General features: G+C 53.0%; 15 protein-coding genes and 1 rRNA gene. 12 read left to right on the plus strand and 4 right to left on the minus strand.

Going from position 1 to position 16,382, the window contains the following annotated elements; all coding sequences use genetic code 11:
* The 3 genes from rrf to mutY all read left to right on the plus strand — a co-directional run.
* Window positions 1-114: ribosomal RNA gene (gene rrf / locus H8693_RS09090) — 5S ribosomal RNA — on the plus strand; the annotation flags it as partial.
* A gap of 204 nt (window positions 115-318) precedes the next feature.
* Complete coding sequence (locus H8693_RS09095; RefSeq protein ID WP_249280701.1) at window positions 319-516, plus strand: hypothetical protein; 198 nt, start codon at window positions 319-321, stop codon at window positions 514-516.
* Window positions 517-532: 16 nt separating this feature from the next.
* Window positions 533-1,639 (plus strand): A/G-specific adenine glycosylase, encoded by a 1,107-nt coding sequence (gene mutY / locus H8693_RS09100; protein WP_249280702.1) that lies wholly within the window; start codon window positions 533-535, stop codon window positions 1,637-1,639.
* A 219-nt stretch (window positions 1,640-1,858) separates the two neighbouring features.
* Here mutY and H8693_RS09105 read toward each other — a convergent pair whose 3' ends face one another.
* Complete coding sequence (locus tag H8693_RS09105; RefSeq protein ID WP_249280703.1) at window positions 1,859-2,257, minus strand: C-GCAxxG-C-C family (seleno)protein; 399 nt, start codon at window positions 2,255-2,257, stop codon at window positions 1,859-1,861.
* Between the two features lie 19 nt (window positions 2,258-2,276).
* The gene (gene ychF, locus H8693_RS09110) at window positions 2,277-3,377 is read right to left on the minus strand and encodes a redox-regulated ATPase YchF (protein ID WP_249280704.1); all 1,101 of its coding nucleotides are present in this window, start codon (window positions 3,375-3,377) and stop codon (window positions 2,277-2,279) included.
* A 189-nt stretch (window positions 3,378-3,566) separates the two neighbouring features.
* Here ychF and H8693_RS09115 point away from each other — a divergent pair, with 189 nt between their 5' ends.
* The 4 genes from H8693_RS09115 to H8693_RS09130 all read left to right on the plus strand — a co-directional run bounded on the left by H8693_RS09115 (window position 3,567) and on the right by H8693_RS09130 (window position 6,984).
* Window positions 3,567-4,352, plus strand: a complete 786-nt coding sequence (locus H8693_RS09115) for an undecaprenyl-diphosphate phosphatase (RefSeq protein WP_249280705.1) — start codon at window positions 3,567-3,569, stop codon at window positions 4,350-4,352.
* Window positions 4,353-4,375: 23 nt separating this feature from the next.
* Window positions 4,376-5,146 carry a lysophospholipid acyltransferase family protein gene (locus H8693_RS09120; protein ID WP_249280706.1) on the plus strand — a complete coding sequence of 257 codons (771 nt, stop codon included), beginning with the start codon at window positions 4,376-4,378 and terminating at the stop codon, window positions 5,144-5,146.
* A gap of 174 nt (window positions 5,147-5,320) precedes the next feature.
* Window positions 5,321-6,163, plus strand: a complete 843-nt coding sequence (locus H8693_RS09125; RefSeq protein ID WP_249280707.1) for a M55 family metallopeptidase — start codon at window positions 5,321-5,323, stop codon at window positions 6,161-6,163.
* Between the two features lie 17 nt (window positions 6,164-6,180).
* Entirely contained in the window at window positions 6,181-6,984 is an 804-nt protein-coding gene (locus H8693_RS09130; protein ID WP_249280708.1) for an alpha/beta hydrolase, read from the plus strand.
* Between the two features lie 113 nt (window positions 6,985-7,097).
* Here the strand turns inward: H8693_RS09130 and H8693_RS09135 are convergent, their stop codons facing one another.
* Together H8693_RS09135 and H8693_RS09140 are read right to left on the minus strand one after the other, a co-directional pair.
* Complete coding sequence (locus H8693_RS09135) at window positions 7,098-7,850, minus strand: SIS domain-containing protein (protein WP_249280709.1); 753 nt, start codon at window positions 7,848-7,850, stop codon at window positions 7,098-7,100.
* Between the two features lie 452 nt (window positions 7,851-8,302).
* Window positions 8,303-9,004, minus strand: a complete 702-nt coding sequence (locus H8693_RS09140) for a ribulose-phosphate 3-epimerase (RefSeq protein ID WP_249280710.1) — start codon at window positions 9,002-9,004, stop codon at window positions 8,303-8,305.
* A gap of 156 nt (window positions 9,005-9,160) precedes the next feature.
* Here H8693_RS09140 and H8693_RS09145 point away from each other — a divergent pair, with 156 nt between their 5' ends.
* From H8693_RS09145 to xylB (H8693_RS09165), 5 genes are all read left to right on the plus strand, one after another.
* A complete protein-coding gene (locus tag H8693_RS09145; RefSeq protein WP_249280711.1) occupies window positions 9,161-9,664 on the plus strand; it encodes an HD domain-containing protein in 504 nt (167 codons plus the stop codon).
* Window positions 9,665-9,840: 176 nt separating this feature from the next.
* Entirely contained in the window at window positions 9,841-11,364 is a 1,524-nt protein-coding gene (gene xylB / locus H8693_RS09150; protein WP_249280712.1) for a xylulokinase, read from the plus strand.
* Between the two features lie 281 nt (window positions 11,365-11,645).
* Entirely contained in the window at window positions 11,646-13,166 is a 1,521-nt protein-coding gene (gene xylB, locus H8693_RS09155; RefSeq protein ID WP_249280713.1) for a xylulokinase, read from the plus strand.
* A 71-nt stretch (window positions 13,167-13,237) separates the two neighbouring features.
* On the plus strand, window positions 13,238-14,758 hold the full coding sequence (gene xylB / locus H8693_RS09160; protein ID WP_249280714.1) for a xylulokinase: 1,521 nt from the start codon (window positions 13,238-13,240) through the stop codon (window positions 14,756-14,758).
* A gap of 15 nt (window positions 14,759-14,773) precedes the next feature.
* Window positions 14,774-16,291 (plus strand): xylulokinase, encoded by a 1,518-nt coding sequence (gene xylB / locus H8693_RS09165; protein WP_249280715.1) that lies wholly within the window; start codon window positions 14,774-14,776, stop codon window positions 16,289-16,291.
* Window positions 16,292-16,382 lie beyond the last annotated feature (91 nt).

Consider the following 16,382-nt stretch of genomic DNA (forward strand, 5'->3'; position numbering starts at 1 on the left):
CGGTGGCGATAGCTAAGAGGTACACCTGTTCCCATCCCGAACACAGAAGTTAAGCTCTTATACGCCGAAAGTACTTGGCTGGTGACGGCCCGGGAGGATAGGTAGCTGCCGGTATCTAATTTATAGCTTTGAGCGAGGAATCCTTTGGTCTAAACCGGAGGGTTTTTTGCTTTTATGGAAAAATTTAATGGAGCACCCATCTCGCTTTTTCTGCTTGACGCTGCCAGTCCTCCATGATACACTTCATTTGATTTGAAGAATCATACGTCCGTGACAAAAAACGCGAAAGAATTTGTGTTGGATATGGGCGGTGGAGGAATGAATAGAGAAGAAGCCAGCAGGGAAGCAAAACCAATGTTGGAAAAATGGCGCGATCAGAAAGATCAAATAGAGAAAGAAGCAAGAAAAAACGGATTGTGGAAGGACATGGGACTAGATTCAAACAACAAGCTTTTCAAAGACGCTGATTTTGATGCAAAAGAAAAGTTAAAGAATATACAATTTTTGTTACTATAGGCAGAGGAAAGGAATATTGAAAAATAACGCAAAGGAAGTAAATAGAGATCAAGATTTAGAGCGACTCCGAAAAATTCCCGGGCCGCTGGTTCAATGGTATCGGGAAAACGCCCGGAAACTGCCCTGGCGGGACGATCCTTCTCCCTATCGGGTGTGGGTTTCAGAAATCATGCTGCAGCAGACGCGTATTGAGGCGGGAAAGCCTTATTTCCTCCGATTTGTGGAGCGGCTGCCGGATTTCTCATCCCTGGCAGAAGCGGAAGAAGAAACGCTGATGAAGCTTTGGGAGGGTTTGGGATACTACAGCCGGGTACGGAACATGAAAAAGGCTGCTCAGATCATTGTGGAGAAATATGGCGGGAACATGCCGGCGGATTATGCGGCCATCCTTTCCCTGCCCGGTGTGGGAGAATATACCGCGGGCGCCGTGGCCTCCATTGCCTTTGGCGTTCCTGTGCCTGCCGTGGATGGAAATGTCCTGCGGGTCTTATCACGGATTCTGGCCAGTGATGCGAATATTTTGCAGGATAAAGTGAAAAAGAGATTCCGTGAGCTTTTAGAGCAGGTGATTCCGGCAGATTGTCCCGGGGATTTTAATCAGGCGCTTATGGAGCTGGGGGCTCTGGTCTGTATCCCCGGAAAGGCGCGGTGTGAAGAATGTCCTGCCCGGAAATTTTGCCTGGCACGGGAGCGGGGGATCACCGAACTGCTGCCAGTCAAGGCCAAGGCGAAGCCCCGCCGCATAGAAGAGCGGACTGTCGTCCTGCTGATTCGCCAAGGCCGCGTGGCGCTACAAAAGCGCCCTGAAACGGGATTGCTTGCCGGGCTATGGGAATTTCCTTCGGCAGAGGGAAAGCTCCCGGGCGAGGAAGTGCAGCAATGGGCCGAGGCGCAGGGACTGTCGCTGAAAATGTGGGAAATGCTTCCCCCTGCCAAGCATGTCTTTTCCCATATAGAATGGCATATGGCAGGAATTTTGGCTGTCTTAAAGCCGGACAGCCCGGAGGGTTCCTTTACATGGGTGGGGCCGGAGGAACTGGCTGGGGAATATGCTTTGCCTTCCGCCTTTCGGGCCTTTACTGAGCTTGCCTTTAAGATCCTGCAGTCTCCCAACGAAGTTTGAAAAGACAAAAATGCTTGCTAAAGTTAGCAAGCATTTTTTATATAGCGATGTAGGAAAGCAGCCGGGTGATGCCGCTTAGATGCTGGGATATAGCGGAGAACAACGCGGGGAAAGGGATGTGTGCTCTTTTCAGAGACCATGTTTTTTACTGAGCAGGAATAAAAAATGGGGAACGAAAAGGCAACGTTTCCAATGGGAAACGTTGCCCAGATCCTTACCCTATTTTTGTTTGGAAACGATTTCGTCCAGAAGCCGGACTGCTGCGAGACACACGGGCAGACAGCGCGTCTCATCCACATTGTATTTGGGCTTTAGCTCACTGCATAGGGTACTTCCCATCTTTTCCCGGTATTTCTGCATATATTCCGCGCATACCTTGCCGACATCCGAACCGTGAGCCTGCTGGGCTATGCGCATTTTCCCAATAGCACCGATGGCGCCGGCCACCGCGCCGCAGAGATGGCCGCAGCCGCAGCCACCGCCAAAGCCGCCGATCACCTTCATGGCGTTGTCGTCAAGACCCAGCTGATAGGCGTCGTTGGCGGCATGTAGAACAGTTTCCGCGCAGTTGCAGTCCTTTTCCAAATAATATTGGGCCGTCAATTCCTCAATATTCATCGGTTTTCCCTTCTTTTTGTTATACATTGAATTTGAACAGGACGATATCGCCATCCTGCATCACATATTCCTTGCCCTCCTGGCGAATCAGGCCCTTTTCCCTCGCCGTCTGCATATCTCCGCCCAGCTCCTTCAAGGCGTCAAAAGCGATGACCTCGGCCTTGATGAAGCCGCGCTCAAAGTCCGAATGGATTTTGCCAGCAGCCTGGGGAGCCTTCGTGCCTTTGGTAATCGTCCAGGCGCGGACCTCGGGCTTTCCCGCCGTGAGATAACTGATGAGGCCCAAAAGGGAATAGGATTTTTTCACCAGCTTGGAAAGGCCGGATTCCGCGATTCCCAATTCCTCCATAAACATGGCCTTTTCTTCACTTTCCAGCCCGGAGAGTTCTTCCTCCACCTTGGCGGAAACCGCCATCACTTCGGCGCCCTGCGGCTCGACATATTCCCGGAGCTGCTTGACCAGAGGAAGATTATCCACATCCTCTCCGAGATCGCTCTCTGCGATGTTGGCCACATAGATTATGGGCTTATCCGTCAGCAGGAAGAGATCCCGCAAAAGCTCCTGTTCCTCTTTTTCCAGTGCCACGCTGCGGGCGGGCTGGCCGCTTTCCAGAGCAGCATACACGCGCTTTAGTGCATCGACCTCAACGGCATATTTTTTGTCGCCGGTTTTGATCATTTTTTCCGAGCGCTGGAGTCGTTTGGATACTGTTTCCATATCCGCAAAGATCAGCTCAAAATTGATGGTTTCCACATCCCGCACCGGGTTTACACTGCCGTCCACATGGGTGATGTTTTCATCCTCAAAGCAGCGCACCACCTGAACAATGGCGTCTACCTCCCGGATATGGGAAAGAAATTTGTTGCCCAATCCTTCGCCCTTGCTGGCTCCTTTGACAAGTCCAGCAATATCCACAAATTCGATGGTGGCGGGTGTAAATTTTTCGGGATGGTATATAGAAGCCAGATAGTCAAGCCGCGCATCCGGAACGCTCACGATGCCCACGTTGGGCTCGATGGTGCAAAACGGATAGTTGGCGCTGGCTGCTCCAGCCTGTGTAATTGCGTTAAATAATGTGCTCTTGCCTACGTTGGGCAGGCCGACTACTCCAAGTTTCATGGTGACAGATCCCCTCTGGTATAAATTATCTGCTTCCTATTATATATGGATATGGGAGGTTTCGCAAGAAAAGAAACCGGCCGTGTCTTGAGAAAAAGGTTGTCCCTTTGGGATTTTATTGCTATAATGTCTTTTAGTTGTTTGAAAAATGGAAGGGAAGACTCAAAAAAGAATTGCAAGGAGGAGTCTATGGGTATATTAGAGGCCATCGTTTTGGGAATTGTTCAGGGATTGACAGAGTTTTTGCCGGTATCCAGCAGCGGACACCTGGTGCTGTTTCAAAATATTTTCAATTCTCAGGGAGATATGATATTTTTTGACACCATGCTGCATGTGGGAACGCTGGTTGCTGTGTTGGTGGTGTTCTGGCAGGATGTTGTGAGCATTCTGAAAAAGCCGGTGCAGAAGCTCACGGGACTGATCCTTGTGGCAACCGTGCCCGCAGTAGTGGCAACTTTATTATTTAAAGACTTCTTTGAGGGTTCTTTTGAGGGCCAATATCTGGGATATGGCTTTATCGTAACGGCGATTCTTTTGGTGGCGGCGGAATGGGTAGAAAAGCGGTATCAAAAGCGGCGTAATAATGTAAAGTACCGGGATGCGGTTATCATGGGATGTGTGCAGGCTGTGGCTATTATGCCGGGCATCTCTCGATCCGGTTCCACGCTGGTGGGCGGTCTGTTTTCGGGTATAGACCGCAATCTGGCCGCGCGCTTTTCCTTCCTCATGAGCATTCCGGTGATATTGGGGTCGCTGGTGCTTCAGGGATATGACCTGATTAAAACCGGCGTGGGACAGATCGCAGTTCTGCCCACGATTGTGGGTATGTTGTTTGCGGCGGTGTCCGGTTTCCTGGCGATCCGTTTTATGCTCAACCTTATCCGTAAAAAGAAATTATATGGCTTCGCCATCTATGTTGGAATTCTGGGGATCCTGGTGATCCTGGATCAAACGGTGTTCCATCTGGTATTCTAAGCGGCGCAGCCCTTGGGATTTACATGCAAAAGAAGAAAAAAAGATATTACTCGACGACAAAACGATATGCAGCATGGAAGCATCCGCATCTTTTCTTCCGAGGCATTCTGGCCATCGGCCGGCTGGTCTTTCCCAAACATAAAACCTGCTGGCAGGAGGAGCCCCCGCCGGGAGAGGCGGCCATTTATTGCGCAAATCATGCAGGGGCCTATGGCCCTGTGGTTATGGTGACCAATTTTCCGCGGCCGTTCCGGCCCTGGGTGATCGATCAGGTCTGCTTTATGAAAACCTTTCCGGCCTTTTCCCGGATGGATTTCTGGCATCCGAAAAACCCTTTTTCCAAGGGGCTGTTTTGGGTGCTTTCCTATCTGCTGGCGCCGCTGGCAAAGGTGATTTTCTGCGGCGTGGAAGCGATTCCGGCCCATTTTAACGATAATGCCCATGTCACCATTCAAAAGAGTGTTCAAACCCTGAGAGAAGGGAAGAACGTGGTGATTTTCCCGGAAAACCGGACGCCCTATTCCGAATATAACGAGGATTTTTCCTCTGGGTTTGTCTACGTGGCCCGGAGGTATTATCGAAAAACCGGCCAGTGCCTGCGGTTTTATCCCGTGTTTGCCTGCCGGTTTAACCACACGATACAGGTGGGAAAGCCCACTGTGTTCCGCCCGGAGGCGGATTTTGCCGAGGAGCGGGAGCGCATAAAAAATTATCTGCGGGATGAAATGACCCGGCTGGGACGCGCCCAGGGCGGCCCGGCAGAATACGACGTGGCGGACAAGCCTGTTTTATAGAGAGCAGAAAACGGCGAAAGCCGTTTTTTGTTTTGCTTTTCGCATTGCATTCTTCGGGGGAGAGTGATACAATAGCATCATCTTTTATGAATGTTTTTCCCAATGAAAAGGTCATATTGTTTGGGGGATTTTCCCCAGCTTCAAACTATACATGCAACAATGGAGGAATTAAAAATGAAAGTGTTTTTGAGCGCGGATATTGAGGGCTGCTGCGGCGTTGCCTTTATCCATGACATGATGCCCGGGAAGTCCTGGTTCCCTTATTTTCAAAAGCAGCTGGGCCGGGAAGTGTCGGCGGCCTGTGAGGGCGCTCTGGCCGCCGGAGCGGAGAAAATTTTGGTCCGGGATTCGCATTATCTGGGCTGCAATATTATCCCGACAGACCTGCCGGAGGATGAAAGGATCTTTTTGAGCCGCGGCGTACCCCATGACCCCTATGTGATGATGGGCGGCATTCAGGATGATAAATACGATGCGGCGATCTTTGTCGCCTCCCATAGCGGCCGGCATTCCCGGGATACCAATGTGGCCCATACCTTTACGGACGCGCTGGAGGTGTTCACTATCAACGGCGTGAATATGAGCGAATTTACCCTTTCCGCCCTGATGGCTTCCTATAACAACGTTCCCGTCGTATTCCTGAGCGGGGATAAGGGCGCCTGCGATGAGGCCGAGGACGTGATGCCCGGCATCACCACGGTTTCCACCTTTGAATTGCAGGGCGGGCGCGCAGTGGTGGCGCAGCACCCCAATATCGTCGTGAGAAAGATCCGCGAGAAGGTGCAGGAGGCGCTGGAGGGCGATTTCAGCAAGCTGATCGTACCGCTGCCGGAGGAATTTGATATGCGCATGCGCTTCCATGCCCATGCCCAGGCGTTTAATATGTCCTATTATCCCGGTGCAGAGCGGCTGGATAACTTTACGGTCCGCCTCTGCTCCAAGGACTTCATGGATATCCTGCGGTTTATTCATTTTGCCGTGATCCCGCTGCGGGGCGGCGAATTTGACCAAGACTAAAAAAGGAGGAAACTTTTATGGCACTGTTTCGAGGCGATATCTATTCCCATGCCCTGAAGCTGGATACTCAGCTTTGTGTGATTTTTCCGGATGTTCCCTTCAACGTCGTTTCCCCTTATAAGGAGACGAAGGTGCTCTATCTTCTCCATGGGCTGACGGACAGCGCAACCGGCTGGGCCCGGCTGACCAACGCGGAATATCTGGCCATGGTGAACAACTATATCCTCATCATGCCTGAAGTGCAGCGCAGTTTTTATACGGATATGGCCTATGGCCCCAAATATTTCACCTATATTGCGGAGGAACTGCCCGAGCTGGTGAACAAAATGTTCCGCATTCCGCAGGGGAAGGAGAATACGTTTATTGCCGGTCTCTCCATGGGCGGCTACGGCGCCTGCAAGATCGGCTTCAGCAAGCCGGAGAATTTTGGCGGCATCGGCTGTTTTTCCGGCGGCGTGGATACCGAATGGGTCGTCGGCGATTTCCTGAAGGAGAAAACCGAAGGGGATTTTGCCGATCAGAACGGCGATTATAAGGACGTTGTGGCGATCTTTGGCCCGGATTATGCGGAAAAAGACTTAAATGATGTTTTCCGCCTGGGACGCGAACAGGCAAAGAACCCGGACCGCCCCCGGCTGCTTCAAACCTGCGGCACCGAGGATTTTCTCTATCAAGGCAATGCGAAATTCCGCAAAGCCCTGGAGGAGGCGGGATACGGCCACACCTATCTGGAATGGAAGGGCGCCCATGAATGGCCTTTCTGGAACAAATCTCTCGAGCTGGCCATGCATTTCTTCCGGGGTGAAGAAGTCCGGCCGTAAAAGAAGTTATAGGAAAAGATTCCATGGGTTGGAGTTTTTTTAAACGGAGGAAGTCCCGCATGTCAGGAGATAGGCTCTACTTTGCCCTCCTGGGAGGAGGTTATTGCGGATTGCTATGACCGCAGCCCGAAATTTTCAAAACATGTGGCAGCGGTCTTGTATACCCCGGAAAGGGATTTCCGGGCAGCACTGCCGTTTAAAGTATGAGGGCCAAACCAAAGCGCCCGGCATATTTGCCGGGCGCTTTTTGCTGCTACATTTGAAAACGTGTATCCTCGGGCACTAAAAAGAGCTATTCCAGATTGGCGTGTCCAAACCAGAGATCCTCCGTGACCTCTACGCCCCGTTTCGCCAGGATCATGACGGCGACAATATCCCCCCAACAGCAGGACGCACTGCTCAAAGAGCGTGGTCATGGGCTGCTTGGAGGGGACGACATCGTCCATTGCCTTTTTATTCTTGCAGGGGATGCGCACGAAAACGTCGGTGATGGGGGAAATGGGATTATCCGGGATGCACCCGATATGGGCGATTTTCGCGACAAAGCCCTTGGCCTTTTTGGCCAGACCCGAGGGAACCAGCGTGGAGCCGCTGCCCGAGCCCACGATGAGAAGATCCTTTTCACCGATGGGAGGCTCCGTGGTTTCGCCTACCACATACGTATCAAAGCCCAGATGCTTGAGGCGTTTCGCAATGGCCTGCAGGCTCAGCATCACGCGCCCCACGCCCACAAAGAAAACCTTCTCCGCACTTTCCAGCGCATCAATCAAGGCGCCTACCTGGCTCGCGTCCACACCCGCCAATGCGGCATTCAGCTCTGCCAGCACCATGCTGCGCTTTTCATCGTATAATGCTTTGTAATCCATAGAACTTCTCCTTTCTTGATCCCGCCTGCACTCTTTTAAAAGAAAACAGACAAAGAATATCCCATTGGTGCCGCGGCAGATCACCGCAAAGAAATGGCTATAGCACCCGGGAATTCCCCCATATTTTAAAGGGGGAACAAAAAGAGGGATACTGCGGTTTGAGAGCAGCGCATCGCAAAGGGAAACAACCGATGCTGCTTCTTTATAAATGGTGTTGTTGTATCTTGGCAATACCAGACGGAAAAGCTCTCATTCGTGATACACCGCTCCGGCGAGCCATCCATTGCATATATCCTCCGGCACAGCAGCCGTTTTTTTCTCCCATGCCTTCTTAACACCAGAATAACGATAGGAAGGAGAAGCCGGCAGGGCTGAAAGAATAGCAGAGCGTGCAAGAATACACGATATAGGGATATTGCCTTATCAGGCGTCTAACTGTTGCCCTTTTGCTCTTATAGCTGCTTTTCCAGATTTTCCTTAAAGGCGAGGATCCGCTTGGCGTTTTCCTCCATGGTTTGGTTTTTCTGGAAACAGCTGGAACCACACACAAAGTGAGTGACGCCCAATTTTGCATAGGCCTCCACATCCTCCAGGGAAACGCGCCCATCGATTTCAATTTCCGTGTTCAGGCCGCGGCGATCGATCATTTTCTTCAATTCGGCCACCTTCCGGGCGGCATAAGGAACTTTCGTTTCGCCGGGAATATGGGCATATCCGGGATTGATGAGCATGATCATGATGAAATCGCAGCGTTCCAGGATATAGTCCAGCTGGCAGAGCGGGGTAGAGGGTTTGAGAGCGACCCCTGCCCGGACGCCGTGGCGGCGGATATGCGAAAGCAGCATGTCCGGATGCGGCTCGGTTTCCAGATGGAAGCACATCTGGTGCGGATTTGCCTTGAGCATTTCATCCACGAAAAAGTGATTGTCGTTCACCATGAGATGTACGTCGAACTTCAGCCCGGTTTTGGGAGCCAGCCGCACGACGGATGTGACGCCCAGAGGCATATCCGGGGAAAAATAGCCGTCGATGATATCCACATGCAGGGTGTCAAAGCCGCATTTTTCCAGACTGGAGGTCAGCCCCACCATATTGCAGTCGTCCAGGCTGATAAGAGAAGGAGCGAGAACAAGTTTTTTTGCGTTCTGTTTCATAAAAGAATCTCCCTTATTATGGTTTGAAAAGGACGGATAGAAATGTACTTATATTATTACAGCCAGGATGGCTGCGGTCAAATCATCTTGCGGCGGCGCGTGGGATGTGATACCATAAAAACAGGGATAGAAAATGCGAGGAAAAGAGGAAAAACAATGAAAACAAATGTTTCGCAGGCAATCATGGAGATGATCCAGTATGAGAGCGGCAATCCCCAGCGGATCAACCACTTTTTGAAGGTGCATTCCTTTGCCAAGGCAATTGGGGAAATGGAGGGCCTGGATGAGCGGACGCTGAATATTTTGGAAATGGCCAGTGTGATGCACGATATTGGCATCAAGCCGTCGCTCATCAAATATCATTCCAGCTCCGGACGCCATCAGCAGGTGGAGGGGCCGGCTCCGGCAACCGAAATCATGAAACGGCTGGGGCAGGATGCGGAGATGATCGACCGCGTCTGCTGGCTTATCGCCCATCACCATACCATCACGGGTGTGGAGAAAATCGACCATCGCATTCTTCTGGAGGCGGATTTCCTTGTGAATATTTTTGAAGGGGAATTCAGCAGAAAACAGGTGGATTCTATCCGGGAAAAGGTTTTTCGGACGCAGACCGGACGGAATATCCTGCAGCATATGTTTTATGAAAGAAAAGAGTGATTTTTTCTTGCAAAACAGGGTTGCAAGATCGGAAAAACTGTGATATGGTAAAATTAGAAGTGGCATCGAGGTTCGTGCAAAAAGCTCCTGCCACTTATAGTTTTAGGGGAAATGTAACCCCTTACATTTTAAAAAACCTTTTGTTTTCGTGAAAAATACAAAGAGAGGAACGGCATATGAGCAAGTACATTTTGGCGCATGACATGGGAACCAGCGGGGACAAGGCAGTTTTGTTTACCCTGGATGGAAAAGTGGTGAAGAGCGTTCACGGCGATTACCCCACCTATTTTGGAGAAAACGGGGCGGTGGAACAAAACCCGCTGGACTGGTGGAAATGCGTCTGTGACCGCACCCAGGAGATTTTGCAGGGGATCGATAAAAAGGCGATTGCCGCCATCACTTTTGGCGGACAGATGATGGGCTGCACCTGCATCGATAAAAACGGGAATCCGCTGCGCAATTCCATCATCTGGGCAGACGGCCGCTCGAAAAAGCAGATGGAGCAGCTGGCGGCGGCTTATGGCGAAAAGGAGCTGTATTACACCAGCGGGCACCGGGAAAGCCCCTATTATTCTCTGACCAAGTTCATGTGGGTCAAGGAAAACCAGCCGGAAATCTATCAAAATACCTATAAAACTCTCAACTGCAAGGACTTCATCGTCATGAAGCTGACGGGCAAATATATGACGGACTATTCCGACGCCTCCAGCACCATGGCCTTCGATATCCGCAAAAAATGCTGGGCGACCGGCCTCATCGAAACGGCGGGCCTGGATCCGGAAAAATTTGCCGAGATTCGGCCGGGCAATTCGGTGGTGGGTGAGGTGACCCGGGCAGCGTCGGAAGAATGCGGCCTTTTGCCGGGCACGCCGGTGGTTCTGGGCGGCGGCGACGGCCCCTGCTGCCGGGTGGGCATGGGCGTTGTGGCCCAGGGAGACGAGGCTGTGAACATCGGAACCTCGGCCTTTGATACTCTTTGCATGAATGAGCCGCTGGATGACCCCACCCGCCGGGTCATCAACTTTGCCCATGTCATCCCCGGGCTGGTGAGCGCCACGGGCACCATGCAGGCGGCGGGCGCTTCCATCACCTGGATGCACGACAACCTTTGTTTTGACGAGATCGCCAAGAGCAAGGAAACCGGAAAAGGGGAGTTCAGCTTTATCAACGCCAATGCGGCCAAGTCACCGGTGGGTGCCAACGGCCTTCTGTTCCTGCCCTATTTGCAGGGAGAGCGGGCGCCTCACTGGAACGCGGATGCCAAGGGCGTGTTTGTGGGCCTGACCATGAAGCATACCGTCAACGATATGAAGCGCGCGGTCTATGAGGGCATTGCCCTGAACCTGGGCTTGATCCACAACATCATCAAGGATCGGGCGACCATCCCCATGCCGAAACAGCTGGTGCTGACCGGCGGCGCGGCCAAGAGCAAAATCGTCAGCCAGACTATGGCGGATATCTTCAACATGGATATGCTTCTCACCAACGTTTCGGACGAAGTGGGTTCCCTGGGTGCGGCGGTCGTTGCGGGGTATGCCATCGGCGAATATAAATCCATGGATATGGCCCGCAAATTCTTTACGGTCACCGAGACCGTGCATCCCATCGAGGAAAATGTCCGGCGGTTTAAGGAGATCATCGGCGTGTTCCAGGAGGCCTATGACGCCCTGGTGCCCGTGTTCCCCAAGCTGCACGCATAAGGGACGGCTTTGGTTTTTGCACCCGAAAACATAAATGCAGAAAAGACATGAAGAGGCGAACATCGAATTCGCCTCTTTTTTGTTGGAATGATAAGTCTAGAAAAATATTTTAAGAAAAAATGTAAATATCGATTGTGTTTTCACAAAAATGTGCTATAATGAGAGCAACAGATTCAAAGGCAAATTATCATAGTCCAGCCTGCCCGGAGGGGACCGGGCTTTTCATGGGCAGAGAACAGCAATTCAGGAAATAAAATGGAATAATAGAGGAGGATTTGACGATGCGGTATCTGTTGGCGCATGACATTGGCACCAGCGGCGATAAGGCGACGCTGTTTGCCGAAGATGGAACGCTTATTGGCAGCATCCTTGGGGAATATCCCACCCACTATGACCGGGGCGGCGTTGTGGAGCAGCACCCGGAGGACTGGTGGCGGGCGGTCTGCGAGACGACGCGGGAAATGGCAAAGCTGGTGGATAAAAAGAGCATTGCCGCCGTGTCCTTTGGCGGGCAGCAGATGGGCTGCGCTTGCATCGACCGGGAGGGCCGGCCGCTGAGAAGTTCGATCATCTGGGCGGATACCCGTTCGGTGCAAGAGGAAAAATACATTGAAGAGGTCTATGGCCGGGATGCGTTTTACCGCAAAACCGGACACCGTTTATCTGCCTCCCACACCATCACCAAGCTCATGTGGGTGCGGGACCATCAGCCGGAAATCTATAAAAAAACCTATAAGACCCTGAATTCCAAGGATTATATCGTTTTAAAGCTCACGGGAAAATTCATGACCGACTATTCCGACGCCTCGGGGACTCTGGCTTTTGACGCGGTCAACTGCTGCTGGGCGGAGGATCTGATCCAGGCGGCCGGTTTGGAGCTGGATAAATTTCCGGAGGTCCGCAGCGGCCTGGAGGTCGTTGGCGAGGTGACGCCGCAGGCAGCCGAGGAATGCGGGCTGGCGGCGGGAACCCCGGTGGTTCTGGGCGGCGGCGACGGGCATATGTGCGCGGTGGGCGCGGGCTGTGCGTCGGTGGGAGAGATCAGCTGCAATTTGGGAACTTCGGCTTTTATCGGCGTCATGATGGATTATCCCATTGCCGATGAGCAACAGCGGATCGTTTCCTGGAATTCGCTGATCCCGGGGACTGTCACCGTGAGCGGGACGATGCAGGCCTTTGGCGCCTCGGTTGCCTGGATGCGGGATAATTTATGCCACGAGGAGCTGGCCCGCTCCAAAGCAGAGGGCGTGAGCCGCTATACCTATATCAACGAAAATTCACTGAAATCGCCGCTGGGATCCAACGGGCTTCTGTTCCTGCCCTATTTGCAGGGGGAGCGGGCGCCGCACTGGGATGCCCATGCCAAGGGCGCCTTTGTGGGTCTGACCATGAAACACACGGCAAACGACATGAAGCGGGCGGTGTTTGAAGGCGTGGCCATGAATATGGGCCTGATCTATAATATTTTGAAGGAAAACATTTCGGATAAGATGCCCAAAAAGATCATCGTCACGGGCGGCGGCGCCAACAGTCCGGTGGTGCAGCAGACGCTGGCGGATCTCTTTGAAGCGCAGATTCTTCTGACGGACGTTTCGGATATCGTGGGTTCCCTGGGCGCGGCGGTTGCGGCGGGCTATGGCGTGGGCATCTATAAGGATATGCAGCAGGCACGCAAGATCATGAAAATCACCAAAACCATCGATCCGATTCCGGAAAATACGGCCCGGTTCCGGGAGATCCTGCCGGTGTTTTCCGAGGCATATATAGCTCTTAAGGGGATCTTTCCCAAGCTGACCTTTTGAGATTGATGTGCGTCCGGCGGCCCCTGGGTGGGGAGGGAAAACCGGCGCATGAATATAAGGAGTAAAAAGAAATGACGAAATACTTGTTGGCACATGACATCGGCACCAGCGGCGATAAGGCGGCGCTGTTCCGCGAGGATGGAACGCTCATCAAGAGCATCATCCGCGAATACCCAACCTATTACAGCGCCCATGGCTGCGTGGAGCAGAATCCGGAGGAATGGTGGCAGGCGGTCTGCGAATCCACCCGGGAGATCCTCGGCTATGTGGATAAAAATGAAATTGCGGCTGTGTCCTTTGGCGGGCAGATGATGGGATCGCTCTGCGTGGATAAAAACGGGACACCTCTTCGCAATTCCATCATCTGGGCGGATACCCGTTCGGGAAAGGAGGCCCAGTATATTGCCGACCATTATGGCCGGGACGAGTTTTATTATACGACCGGGCACCGGCTTTCCTCCTCCCATTCCATCACCAAGCTGATGTGGATTCGGGATCATGAGCCGGAGGTCTATAAAAACACCTATAAGAGCCTGAACTCCCGGGACTATATCGTTTTGAAGCTGACGGGCGTTTTCGCCACGGATTATTCGGATGCTTCGGGCACCCTGGCCTATAATATCCGCAAGAAGTGCTGGGCAGACGACGTGATCGAATCGGCCGGGCTGGATATCAACAAATTTCCGGAGATCCACAGCGGCCTGGAGGTCATCGGCTATGTGACGGAAAAGGCGGCGGCGGAATGCGGCCTGAAGGCGGGCATGCCCGTGGTTCTGGGCGGCGGCGACGGCTGCATGGCCCGGATCGGATCGGGATGCGAGCGGCCGGGAGAATATAACATCAATTTGGGCACTTCGGCGGTAAATGGCGCGGTCTGCGCAGAGCCGGCCAACGATCCCAAACAGCGGATTGTGACCTGGTGCCATGTGGACCCCCGCTATGTCAGCGTCTGCGGGACGATGCAGGCCTGCGGGGCCTCGATCTCCTGGATGAAGAACAACCTCTGCCAGGAGGAAAAGGCCCTGGCGCAAAAGACGGGGGAGAGCGTATACACTTATTTAAACGAGAACGCGGCCAAGTCGCCCGTGGGATCCAACGGGCTTTTGTTCCTGCCCTATCTCCATGGAGAGCGTTCCCCCCACTGGAATCCGGATGCCAAAGGCGCGTTTATCGGGCTGACCATGAAGCACACGGCCAACGACATGAAACATGCCGTCCTGGAGGGCGTCTGCATGAATATGGGCCTGATTCATAACATCATCAAGGAAAATGTTCCGGATCTGCCGGATCAGGTGATCGTCTCCGGCGGCGCGGCCAATAGCCCCATCGTCAGCCAGGCCATGGCGGATATCTATAATATCTCCATGGCGACGACCGATCTTTCCGAGGAGGCCGGTTCTCTCGGGGCGGCGATCGTGGCGGGGTATGGCATCGGCCTTTATCCGGATATCGGCATGGCCCGGCAGTTTATGAAAATCACCAAGGTAACCCATCCCATTCCCGAGAATGTGGAAAAATATAAGGAGATCCTCCCGGTATTCCAGGAGGCATATGAATCTCTGATCGGAATTTATCCCAAACTTAACTGGTAATAAACGGAGCGTGTTATGAGTAAGTATCTGATCGCCCACGATCTGGGCACTTCCGGCGATAAAGCGACGCTGTTCTGCGAAGACGGCACGCTGATTCACAGTGTCACAAAGGCATATCCCATCTATTATGGAGAAAAGGGAGCTGTGGAGCAGAATCCCGAAGAATGGTGGCAGGTTGTCTGTGAGACGACGCAGGAGCTTCTCACAAAGGTTGATCCCCATAGCGTGGCGGCGGTTTCCTTCAGCGGACAGATGATGGGCTGCACCTGCATGGACCGGGAGGGGCGTTTGCTCCGCAACAGCATTATTTGGGCAGACACCCGTTCCGTCGCTCAGGAAAAGATCATTGAGGAGCGGTATGGACGGGAAAAATTCTTCCATACCACCGGATTCCGGCTGAACCCCTCCTATAGCATCACAAAACTCATGTGGGTGAAGGAGCATGAGCCGGAAATTTATCGCAATACCTATAAGACGCTTTGCTGCAAGGACTATATCGTTTATCGCCTCACGGGGGTTTTTGTGACGGATCACACCGATGCATCCCTTACACTGGCCTATGATATCAACAAGCGGGGCTGGGCCTATGACGTGATGGAGGCGGCCGGCGTCGATCCGGAGAAGTTTCCGGCCATTGAAAAATCGGCGACGGTTGTGGGGGAAGTGACGCGGGAGGCGTCGGCCCAGTGCGGCCTTCCCATGGGAACGCCCGTCGTGCTGGGAAGCGGCGACGGCGGCGCGGGCCGGGTAGGAACCGGGGTTGTCAAGCCAGGCCGTTCCTACAGCTCGCTTGGAACCTCGGCCTGGGTATCCGTCTGCACGGAACAGCCAGTGTTCGATGCGAAGGAACGGGTGGTCAACGTGGTCAATGCCGATCCGGAATACGTCACCGTGAGCGGGACGATGCAGGCCTGCGGGGCCTCCATCAACTGGATGCGGGAAAACCTCTGCCAGGAAGAAATTGCCCTGGCCAGGGAGACGGGAATCAGCAAATATGAGTATATCAACGCCAATGCGGCCAAGTCGCCGGTGGGGGCCAATGGGCTTTTATTCCTGCCCTATCTGCATGGAGAGCGGGCGCCCCATTGGAATGCTCATGCCCGGGGATGCTTTATCGGGCTGACCATGAAGCATACTGTAAACGACATGAAACGGGCGGTGATGGAAGGGGTTGCTCTGAATATGGGGCTGATCTTTCAGGCCATCCGGGAGAATGACATTGCCATTGCGGGAACCCCCAAGGTCATTGGCGGATGTATCAAGAGCCCCATCGTCAAGCAGGCGCTGGCGGATATCTATAATATCGATCTGGCCCTTACCAATCTGCCGGATGAGGCGACGTCCATGGGTGCGGCGATTCTGGCGGGCTGCGGCGTGGGGCTGTATCCGCATCAGGATATGTGCGAACGGTTTTCCCGAGTCGTGGAGACTGTGCACCCCATTCCGGAAAATGTGCGGAAATACCGGGAAATTCTTCCGGTTTTCCAGGAAGCATATGAAGCGCTGCGCGATGTGTTTGAAAAACTGGCATAGGGAAAGAAAAAGCCGGCAGGTCTGCCGGCTTTTTTTGCTGGGAATCATGTTCATAAGCAAAAGAATTCATTTGCCCGCAAATGGTTGGGAT

This window comes from Guopingia tenuis, assembly GCF_014384805.1.
GTDB lineage: Bacteria > Bacillota > Clostridia > Christensenellales > Christensenellaceae > Guopingia > Guopingia tenuis.

Bases quoted from the DNA above. Each gene is read 5' to 3' on its own strand.
- xylB (WP_249280714.1), top strand. From the start codon at position 13,238: ATGACGAAATACTTGTTGGCACATGACATCGGCACCAGCGGCGATAAG.
- H8693_RS09140 (WP_249280710.1), bottom strand. From the start codon at position 9,004: ATGAAACAGAACGCAAAAAAACTTGTTCTCGCTCCTTCTCTTATCAGC.
- xylB (WP_249280713.1), top strand. From the start codon at position 11,646: ATGCGGTATCTGTTGGCGCATGACATTGGCACCAGCGGCGATAAGGCG.
- xylB (WP_249280715.1), top strand. From the start codon at position 14,774: ATGAGTAAGTATCTGATCGCCCACGATCTGGGCACTTCCGGCGATAAA.
- H8693_RS09145 (WP_249280711.1), top strand. From the start codon at position 9,161: ATGAAAACAAATGTTTCGCAGGCAATCATGGAGATGATCCAGTATGAG.
- H8693_RS09135 (WP_249280709.1), bottom strand. From the start codon at position 7,850: ATGGATTACAAAGCATTATACGATGAAAAGCGCAGCATGGTGCTGGCA.
- H8693_RS09125 (WP_249280707.1), top strand. From the start codon at position 5,321: ATGAAAGTGTTTTTGAGCGCGGATATTGAGGGCTGCTGCGGCGTTGCC.
- H8693_RS09115 (WP_249280705.1), top strand. From the start codon at position 3,567: ATGGGTATATTAGAGGCCATCGTTTTGGGAATTGTTCAGGGATTGACA.
- H8693_RS09095 (WP_249280701.1), top strand. From the start codon at position 319: ATGAATAGAGAAGAAGCCAGCAGGGAAGCAAAACCAATGTTGGAAAAA.
- H8693_RS09120 (WP_249280706.1), top strand. From the start codon at position 4,376: ATGCAAAAGAAGAAAAAAAGATATTACTCGACGACAAAACGATATGCA.
- xylB (WP_249280712.1), top strand. From the start codon at position 9,841: ATGAGCAAGTACATTTTGGCGCATGACATGGGAACCAGCGGGGACAAG.
- H8693_RS09130 (WP_249280708.1), top strand. From the start codon at position 6,181: ATGGCACTGTTTCGAGGCGATATCTATTCCCATGCCCTGAAGCTGGAT.
- H8693_RS09105 (WP_249280703.1), bottom strand. From the start codon at position 2,257: ATGAATATTGAGGAATTGACGGCCCAATATTATTTGGAAAAGGACTGC.
- ychF (WP_249280704.1), bottom strand. From the start codon at position 3,377: ATGAAACTTGGAGTAGTCGGCCTGCCCAACGTAGGCAAGAGCACATTA.